This window comes from Mycobacterium sp. (genome assembly GCF_052143115.1).
Taxonomy (GTDB): domain Bacteria; phylum Actinomycetota; class Actinomycetes; order Mycobacteriales; family Mycobacteriaceae; genus Mycobacterium.
On sequence record NZ_JBKQTQ010000324.1, the window covers coordinates 1 to 6,080 of the forward strand.

Sequence of the window (6,080 nt, forward strand, 5' to 3'; positions counted from 1 at the left end):
TTTTGGCGTCCCCGCGTTGTTGGAACAACTAGTGACCGCAAGAGGCGTCGCCGCGACGATGAGGTGATCACTTCCCATCAGACGAAGGGAGTTTGTGATGGGCACGACTGTTCTACAGGTAGGTGAAGTTCCGCCGCCGCTCGCCGAGGCGCTGACCGCGAAATACGACGCTCTGGTGCTGCCGAGCAGTGCGGGGCGTGAGGATTTCCTTGCCGAGCATGGTGCTTCGGTCAAAGCGATTGTCGATGCCGGCCAAGCCCCGGTCGACGCGGAACTGATGGGCGCATTGCCCAACCTGGGCGCGATCATCCATTACATGGACGGCTACGACACGATTGACATCGACGCCGCGCGTCGGCTGGGGATCGGCGTCAGCAACACAGCCGACGCGGTGAGCGAAAGCGTGGCCGATGTCGCGGTCGGGTTGATGCTCATGACGGTGCGTGGCTTCGGCGCCGCGGAGCGCTACGCGCGCGCCGGCCGGTGGCCGGTCGAGGGGCCATACCCATTGACTCAGGAAGTGACCGGATCGCGGGTGGGGATCCTGGGTCTGGGCCACATCGGTTCAGCGATAGCCCACCGACTCATCGGATTCAACTGTGTTATCGCCTATCACAACCGCCACGAGCTGCCCGGTTCGGGCTACCGGTACGCGCCGTCAGCGGTGGACCTGGCGAAATCCGTCGAGGTGCTGGTGGTGGCGACCACCGGCGGGAAGGACGCCCCGCCCCTGGTGAGCCGCGACGTGTTGGAAGCCCTTGGCCCCGACGGTTATCTGATTAACATCGCCCGAGGCAGCGTCGTCGACGAGGGGGCTCTGGTGGAGCTGTTGGCCGAGGGACGGCTCGCCGGTGCCGGGCTCGACGTGGTCGCCCACGAACCGGATGTGCCGCAACAACTGCGCGAGATGGATAACGTCGTCGTGCTGCCTCATGTGGGCACCGCGACGGCACACGCGCGCGCGGCGATGACCGCGCTGACCCTGCGCAATCTGGATGAATACCTGGCACACGGAACCCTCACCACACCCGTCGTTGCGCCGACGCGTTAAACCCATCCGCTGCGACGGGGCCACCACCGTATTTCGACCCCACAACACCCGCCCGAGACGAGAGAAGAAGAAGCGTGGCCCGACTTCCGTACCCCGACCGAAAGACGTTTCCCCAGGAGTTGCAGGACTTTCTTGCGCAGGTCCCCGAGCATCTGAAGTTCGACATGATGTCGTGTTCGGAGTCCACCATCGAGTCATTCATCCGCCAGGGAGAGGCGCAGCACACCGCACTCGAATTGCCGCCCCGCTCGCGTGAGCTGGTCATCCTGACGACGGCGGCCGTCGCCAGCGCCGAGTATGAGTTCGTTCAGCACGTGCCGATTTCGGAGGCCATGGGTGTGGACCCACGGATCCGCGAAGCAATCCACAAACAGGACTTTGATTCGTCGCTGCTCTCAGCCGACGATCAGGTGATCACGAAGTTCGTCGCGGCGGGTCGTGCGCAGCCCGACCGTCGACTACAACACCTTCGCCGCGGTGCGCAAGATCCTGAGCAATCGCGAGATCGTCGAGGTTCTGCAGGTCGTCGGATTCTATTGGTCGTTCGGCCGTGTTGCGACGGTCCTGGAAGTCGAGATCGAACCCGCGCACGGTACCGCGGTGGTCGCGGTCAGCGAGAAGGCCGCGAGCCAGAAGCCACAAGCATGACAGCGTCTGGCTGCTTCTAGGAAAGCTGCTGCGACTCAGCCAAATCCGGATAGGATCACGACGTTACAGTCGGCGGCGGCTTGGCGCAGTTTCGCTGCCTTCTGATAGGCCTCCGACTCGTACCACGCGCGGGCCGCGTCAACCGATTCGAATTCCAGCACGACAGTCTGGTTGCCGTGCCAGGTGCCTTCGACGACTTTGGGCGCGGCATCCACCGCGAGAATGTTGACCCCGCCCATCGCTGCTCCGGCGGCTTGGCCATAGGCCTTCATGCCCTCCGTATCCTTGACGGCCTCGGTGAGGATGACGTATCCCTTTGGCATAGTGCGGCGAATCTCCTTATCCGAGTGCGCTTCTGGTCATCGCTCAGCGATGGCCTGTTCGGGGCAGCAGTCGATGGCCTCCCGGGTGGCCGCCTCGAATTCCGTTGGGACATCGGACCCTATCGCCTCCGCGTAGCCATCATCGGTTAAGTCGAATACATCCGGACAGAGCGTGACGCACACGCCATGACCGCGACAGCGCTGGTCGTCGACCCAGACTTTCATGCCGGTGCGAATTCCAGGTGTAGCTCGGTCAGGCCGCGCAGGATGTAGGTCGGAACGTATTGGTAGCGACGGTCATTCGCCGGTCCGTGAACTCGCTCGTTGATCCGGATGTCCGATGTGCGGTCCAGCAGCCGCTCAATAGCCACCCGCGTTTCGGCGCGGGCCAGAGGCGCACCAGGGCAGCTGTGGATGCCTCGCCCGAACGAGATGTGCTGGCGGGCATTCTTTCTCGCCGGATCGAAGGTGGTGGGGTCTTCGAACCGGCGCGGATCGCGGTTGGCGGCGGCCTGCACAACCATCACCGTGGTGCCCGCAGGTAAGTCGACTCCACCGACATTGACGGGCACCCGGTTCATTCGGAAGTCGCCCTTGACCGGACTTTCGATGCGCAGCGCCTCTTCGATGAAGTTGGGTATCAGACTGCGATCTTTGCGCAGCTGCGCCTGGATATCGGGGCGCTCGCCCAAGGTCTGTAACGATGCGCCCAGCAGGCGCACGGTGGTTTCCTGACCCGCCGAGAAGACGTTGGCGGCAACGCGGGCCACGTCTTCGACCTCGGGAGTCGAGCCGTCGGGGTAGGTGGCGGTCGCCAGGCCGGTCAGCACGTCGTCGCGCGGCTCACGACGACGGTCCCGGACATAGTCGGAGAAGAGGCCGTAGAGGAATTCCAGCGGGCTGTGGGCCAACGATTCCTTGCCGGTGCCGCCGACGCCGCCACCCGAGTGCTCGCGGATGCCTTTGACGAACTTGTCGCGATCCTCCAAGGGCACGCCGAGCAGGTCAGCGATAACCAGCAGGGTGAACGGGCTCGCGAAGCCCTTGATGAACTCGCCGTGCCCTGGCGCCAGGAATCCGTCGAGCACTTGGTCGGCAAGCACCCACATGGCGTCCTCGTTCTCCTTGAGACGCTTCGGGGTGATCAGCCGCATCAGCAGGGAGCGGTGGTTGGTGTGGGTGGGTGGATCAAGCGTAGGCAGCTGGTCGCTGAACGGAAGCTCGTCACGGTGTTGCTCGATCAGTTCGGTGATGTCACTTCCCCCCAGACCCTCGAGGGATACCGGAAAGCCGGGAAACGGGCCGGTCACCGAGACGCACGAGGACCACGTTTCGGCGTCGTTGAGGACCGCGCAGGCTTCCTCCCAGCCCGTCACCATGGTGACGTCGTGGTGCGTCTCCCGGGTGACCGGGCATTGCTGCCGCAGCGCCTCGTAGTAGGGGTATGGGTCCGCGATGAGCTCGCTGCCGCGGAAGAAATCCATTTCGGTGAATTCGTTCACCATCTGCTCCTCCGTTCGACAATCTCCGCCGTGAGAACGTCCCTCTCAGCTTTGAGTATCAGATTTCCACAGAGCATGCCGCGACGTCAACGCAGCATGAACGTGCGGGGGTTCGAGCGCGCCGACCGCGAGTTAGCTGGCCGGAATGAGATCAGCCTCGACCGACGGGAAGGCCATCACCCGGCTGCGGAACGTCTCGACCAGCCCAATCGAGGCCTGCGGCATCGCCGCGGCCGCCAGGGCCTGGGCTTTGAACGCCTGGGCTGCGGCGCTCAGCCGGTGCTCGACCAGGCCGACGCTGTCGTCCAGCTCGGCCGGCCACGTCTCACCCCACAAGGTGACTTCGGTGACGCCCTGGTCGAGCGCCTGCACGACACCCTGCCGGACGCGGGAATCGCAGCCGAAAAGGTCCGCCGCAGCCGCCAGCGTCTGGGGAGGCGGCCGGTGCCCCGCCGTCGCGAGTGCGTACTCGAGGTCGACGATCTGGACGCCGAGGATCTGCAGCGGTCGCTCGTCAGGATGGTCGGCGACCAGCACGGTGACATCCCATCCGGCCATCGCCCGGTCGAAGAGCCAACCGCCGGCGAACTTCACCACGTCGGCGACGTCCGCGGCGACCACATCCAGCCGGTATCTCACGCCGGGCTCGGCGGTGCCATGTCCCGAGCCAACGACTCCGAGTACTCCTTGAAGACCTCGGTCAGTGGTATCGAAGGATTGAGCAACCATGTGGTCTCCATTCCTGTGATGAAGGCGAGGATTTGCACCGCCTTGACCGTGACATCCATATCCATCCGAAATTGGCCGGCCCGCTGACCGCGCCGGATGAGCTCGGTGACGATGTCGATCGCGTCCTGATATCTGGCGAACAAGCGATCGTGCAGCGGGGCGTCGGGGTCGATGTTCTCCGCCAGCAGCACGGTGAACGTGCCCACCAGTTCCGGTGATCGGTGAAACCGATCGGCGACCGCGGCGATTTCCGAGATCAGGTCGCCCGCCCGGTCCGCATGCGCGTCGTCGTCGGCGTCGCGGACGTCGAGCACCGCGTGCAGCAGCTGTTCCTTGGATTCGAAGTGATGCAACAGGCCGGCGGGGCTGACGCCGGCTTCGCCGGCGATCTGGGCAAGGGTCGTGTTGCGCCACCCGTTACGGGTCAGCAGCCGCTGCGCAACGGCCAGGATCCGTTGCTTGCGGTCTTCGCCTTTGGCCCGCAGGGAGTCGTACGGCCGTGTATCGGGCACCGGACTCCTTCGTCCAACCAACCTAGTGAACACACAGTAGGTTGGTTGGGCGACGGTGACAAGGGTCGCAACTGACGATTTTTTGCCACGCCCGTCGGTGCCGTCACAAACCAAGCGACTTGGCGATGATCACCTTCAACATCATCCTGGGCGTTGGTACCCGAAAACTGTGTTGGCTATTCGATAGACTCCCTGGTCAGACTGTTGGGCGCGTTGATCGCCGGAAGATGCCCGAAATTCTGCTGCGGACGATCTGCGGACGGTCCGGCGTGGCGGCGCGACGGCGCGGACCCGGCCGCCGATACCGTCCGATGGTCATGGCCGACACCGACAACGACGAGTTACGCCGTGCGCCGCGCGAGCTCGAGCACGTCCTCGGCCGACGGCGGGCTGGCCGGGTGATAGGTCAAGCACCACGGCGCGACGATGCGGCGGAACGCTTCACCTTCAATGGCGACGTAGAAATTGCCAGCCCGCAGCCTGCTTATGTCGGGCATCACGCCGCCCTTCGCACGGGCCATCTCCTGGGCGGCGGAGATGTGCGCCGGCGCATTGAGAAGTCCGTAGAACTGGGTGGCCGCGTTGCCCGGGATGTGGTTATGCAGTGCCTTGGGTTGTTGAGTTGCAAAGATCAGCCCTAGACCGTACTTGCGGGCCTGCGACGACAGGGCCAACGTGCTGCGTGTGCAGGCAGTGAATTTCTGTGCAGGGGCCAAGGTCTGCGCTTCGTCCATGACCAGCAGTCCGCGAAGGGGACGGTCGCTGGCCGGATTGCGTTTGATCCAAGCGAATAGCGCCATTTGCAGTTGGTTGACGAAGCTCTGTCGCTGCTCCTCTGAAGACAGTCCGATCATGCTGATCACCGAGACTCGAGCGCGGTAGCCATCAGATGGGGTGAGCAGCACGCCGGGGTCGAGGGGCGTCCCCGTACCACCGAAGAGTCGGTCATTAGTCTTGGCCGCTCGGAGATCCTCAGCGATGTTGGCTGCGATCTTGTGCGCGTCGGCCAGGTCACTTATGTCGTCGGGCAGGTCGCTGAGCATGTCGACGAATCCAGAGAGCGTCGGAGAGGGCTCCCGCCCGTACTGCTGCAACGAGTTGCGCAGCACCGCTCGGGCCCGGTTCGCTTTTGGAGTTTGGCCGGATATCGATGCCCGAGGCTCGAGCGCGGAGGCAGCCGACTCGACGGCGTCATTGAACTCGTCGTCATCATCGACGACGCTGGGAAAATCGGGTAGCGGTTGAAACGCCAGCGGCCGTCCCGACGAACGCCCCGGTGTCCAGATCAGCACTTCGGTGTTGTTTAGGTACTCGG

8 protein-coding genes are annotated in these 6,080 nt (G+C 64.1%); 2 read left to right on the top strand and 6 right to left on the bottom strand.

The genetic code is table 11. The features are described 5' to 3' along the window. Nucleotides 1-97 precede the first annotated feature (97 nt). Both ACLQI9_RS31570 and ACLQI9_RS31575 read left to right on the top strand, forming a co-directional pair. Entirely contained in the window at nt 98-1,051 is a 954-nt protein-coding gene (locus ACLQI9_RS31570) for a 2-hydroxyacid dehydrogenase (RefSeq protein ID WP_442392770.1), read from the top strand. 438 nt (nt 1,052-1,489) lie between these two features. Next, the gene (locus ACLQI9_RS31575; RefSeq protein ID WP_442381248.1) at nt 1,490-1,699 is read left to right on the top strand and encodes a hypothetical protein; all 210 of its coding nucleotides are present in this window, start codon (nt 1,490-1,492) and stop codon (nt 1,697-1,699) included. 35 nt (nt 1,700-1,734) lie between these two features. On the opposite strand, the gene ACLQI9_RS31580 is transcribed toward ACLQI9_RS31575, so the two are convergent. From ACLQI9_RS31580 to ACLQI9_RS31605, 6 genes are all read right to left on the bottom strand, one after another. Continuing rightward, nucleotides 1,735-2,022, bottom strand: a complete 288-nt coding sequence (locus tag ACLQI9_RS31580) for a DUF1330 domain-containing protein (protein WP_442381250.1) — start codon at nt 2,020-2,022, stop codon at nt 1,735-1,737. A 36-nt stretch (nt 2,023-2,058) separates the two neighbouring features. Beyond that, nucleotides 2,059-2,247: a ferredoxin gene (locus ACLQI9_RS31585; protein WP_442381252.1), complete on the bottom strand. Its 189-nt coding sequence runs from the start codon at nt 2,245-2,247 to the stop codon at nt 2,059-2,061. Further along, nucleotides 2,244-3,527 (bottom strand): cytochrome P450, encoded by a 1,284-nt coding sequence (locus ACLQI9_RS31590; protein ID WP_442392772.1) that lies wholly within the window; start codon nt 3,525-3,527, stop codon nt 2,244-2,246. The genes ACLQI9_RS31585 and ACLQI9_RS31590 overlap by 4 nt, the downstream gene beginning before the upstream one ends. 129 nt (nt 3,528-3,656) lie before the next feature. Then, a complete protein-coding gene (locus ACLQI9_RS31595) occupies nt 3,657-4,163 on the bottom strand; it encodes a hypothetical protein (RefSeq protein WP_442381256.1) in 507 nt (168 codons plus the stop codon). Next, the gene (locus ACLQI9_RS31600) at nt 4,160-4,765 is read right to left on the bottom strand and encodes a TetR/AcrR family transcriptional regulator (protein ID WP_442381258.1); all 606 of its coding nucleotides are present in this window, start codon (nt 4,763-4,765) and stop codon (nt 4,160-4,162) included. Before ACLQI9_RS31600 ends, ACLQI9_RS31595 begins: the two co-directional genes overlap by 4 nt. 341 nt (nt 4,766-5,106) lie before the next feature. After that, nucleotides 5,107-6,080 (bottom strand): ATP-binding protein (locus ACLQI9_RS31605; protein WP_442392774.1); only part of this gene is annotated, 974 nt, incomplete at its 5' end.

What these genes read in the sequence shown, in the direction of transcription:
- ACLQI9_RS31585 (WP_442381252.1), bottom strand. Translation starts at nt 2,247, where the DNA reads ATGAAAGTCTGGGTCGACGACCAGCGCTGTCGCGGTCATGGCGTGTGC.
- ACLQI9_RS31580 (WP_442381250.1), bottom strand. Translation starts at nt 2,022, where the DNA reads ATGCCAAAGGGATACGTCATCCTCACCGAGGCCGTCAAGGATACGGAG.
- ACLQI9_RS31570 (WP_442392770.1), top strand. Translation starts at nt 98, where the DNA reads ATGGGCACGACTGTTCTACAGGTAGGTGAAGTTCCGCCGCCGCTCGCC.
- ACLQI9_RS31590 (WP_442392772.1), bottom strand. Translation starts at nt 3,527, where the DNA reads ATGGTGAACGAATTCACCGAAATGGATTTCTTCCGCGGCAGCGAGCTC.